This is a genomic window from Clostridium sp. HBUAS56017 (genome assembly GCF_007115085.1).
Lineage (GTDB): Bacteria > Bacillota > Clostridia > Clostridiales > Clostridiaceae > Clostridium > Clostridium cibarium.
In genome coordinates this window covers 1-2,233 of the sequence record NZ_SULK01000054.1, presented here as the reverse complement: position 1 = coordinate 2,233, position 2,233 = coordinate 1, and the positions used below count along the sequence as shown (strand labels likewise).

The 2,233-nt window shown below is 28.8% G+C and carries 4 protein-coding genes; all 4 read right to left on the bottom strand.

Features of this window, described 5'->3' with window-relative positions:
* Positions 1 to 200: 200 nt before the first annotated feature.
* Positions 201 to 428 (bottom strand): DUF1629 domain-containing protein, encoded by a 228-nt coding sequence (locus tag FAY47_RS19785; protein WP_143318640.1) that lies wholly within the window; start codon positions 426 to 428, stop codon positions 201 to 203.
* A 160-nt stretch (positions 429 to 588) separates the two neighbouring features.
* A complete protein-coding gene (locus tag FAY47_RS19780; protein WP_143318639.1) occupies positions 589 to 933 on the bottom strand; it encodes a DUF2185 domain-containing protein in 345 nt (114 codons plus the stop codon).
* Positions 920 to 1,462, bottom strand: coding sequence for an ankyrin repeat domain-containing protein (locus tag FAY47_RS19775; RefSeq protein WP_143318638.1), 543 nt, complete (start codon positions 1,460 to 1,462; stop codon positions 920 to 922). The genes FAY47_RS19780 and FAY47_RS19775 overlap by 14 nt, the downstream gene beginning before the upstream one ends.
* A 37-nt stretch (positions 1,463 to 1,499) precedes the next feature.
* The coding region (locus FAY47_RS19770) for a GH-E family nuclease (protein WP_207706282.1) at positions 1,500 to 2,233 on the bottom strand (734 nt) is incomplete at its 5' end.

Below are 2,233 nucleotides of genomic sequence, written 5' to 3'. Positions count from 1 at the left end.
CACCTTTCCTAATATCAACCACTATTTTATTACAAAAAATAACGAACCAGCCTACTTAAATTTCAGCTGATTCATTTCATCTTTTTGCACATTATTACAATTATGCTATCAATTCAATTTAATAATTTATTAATTTTAATAGGTTTTATAATGCTATAATTTTATGCAGTTAGTTTTACTCCAATTTAGTAAATTGACAATTACTTTTCTATTTCAATTTCCAAAAATTGAAATCCTGTCAATCCCTTTTCTTCAATTTTCTTTTTAAATTGCTCGGACGCTATAATGTAATTTTTACTCTCTGACAATCTAAATATATCTGGCAATCCATCTAATTTCGAACTATCTATTACTAAATTTCTAATAGCTTTAATATACTTCGGGTCATCATCCCAAGTTACTAAATCTGACTTCTCCCAATTTAACACACTCTTATCATAGTTATAATATATATTTAATTTTTCTTTTAGTTACATCACACTGTATTATTGAAATAATTTATATATCTAATTTGTTTTATATGATAGTGCAACATCTGCTACTTGCTAAACTTGTTTGGCTTACGAATCTTATAAAATATGATAGTAATTAATCATTCTTTAAAATTTCATCTATTGTAGTTTCTCTATCTGCTGCTAAATCATAAAACCCTATATGAACACCTTCTTCATATAACCAGCACAAATCTGTTCCATATGGTGCATCAAATATTTCTAAGACTACAGGGGCTACCTTGCTAATAGATTCTGCACTCAAAATCACAAAATTATTGCTATTATTAACATATTCATCATCATCATTCATAGAATATAGGTTCCAACCATTCAATTGCTGTATAGAACTTTTTTCTCGAAAAGAGTATCTAATGGGCACTCCTGATACAATATTTTTAGATACCACGAATCCACCATACTCACTATTATTTATTTTCATTTTCAAACTCCTTTACTATTTCTATAACACCATTTCGCCAAGTATATTCCTTAGCATAATCTATACAAGATTTTTCAAAAATATCTTTATGATTGTAGTTTGAGCCTTGCTCAAGTAAATACTGATAAGTAGGTCTAATATCTTGAGTAGGTATCTTTGTTATAGTTATAGCATACTTTAGTGGAATTGCATTATACTTATCAGTTTCATTAATGTCAATACCATTCTCAACCAATATCTTTGTAATCTCCAACATATATTCACTAGTTGGTCTCAATACATTAAAATAAAATATGTGTAGTGGATTTCTATTTTCTTTTTTATTTGTGAATTTGACATCAATACCCTCTGAAAGCAAAAACTTGATTATTTTAATTTTTTCATTTGGATTTTTATCATTAACAACTGCAATACTTAATAAATTTAAATCCAAGTTCTCACTTACCTCATTAATGTTTCCAGTATAAAAACCCATGAAATCTTCATACGTTCCATCTCTTACTGCATCAAAAACATTTGTAATTTTCAAAATATCTTCTCCTTTTGATTCATTTATAACAAACTATCTATTCATATATGTGTTTCCTGTTTGCTGATGGTGTTTCTAATCTATAATTATCTTGATTGAATTGAAATTCCTTTAACTCATCAAGTGTTATTTTTCCATTTTTATACTTCTCAAACATGTCCTTATAGCCATATCCTGACTTATGTCCAAAGTCTACTACATCTTTTCTAGGTTGTCCCGGCTTCCAATCAATAATATCACCCTCATTAGGGTCACGTAATATTCCATCTGGGTCAACATTATTGTTATAAACATCTTTTTCAAATTGAAGTTTCTTTTCTCCAGATAAAGTAGGTCTTCCATTTGGCTTTCCATTTTTTATATATGGTCCATTTTCTAATGGTTTAGGGTTACCTATTCCCCTCAATCCACTTGCATCAACAATACCAATTGAAACAGGTATCTCATCAGTAAATATACGCTCATAGCTATATTGTTTATACTTTCCTAAATATTTAGGGTCAATCTTTTGAAAAAACTCTAGCTCCTCATCTGTAGGAACTATATCATTTCCAAACATGTCCTTAACAATTAGCTCTCTAAGTGAGTATATATACACATTCCCATTTTTCCTATACGATATGATAGGTGGTATTTCATTTGCCTCATCACCAAAATATATCTTTCCTGATAAATTCATACCAAGGAATTCTGTATTAAGATATTTCTCTGCTTCTTCTTCACTAAGAAGATAATCTTCATAATTTTGAAATTCCTCAGGTATTTCAATTG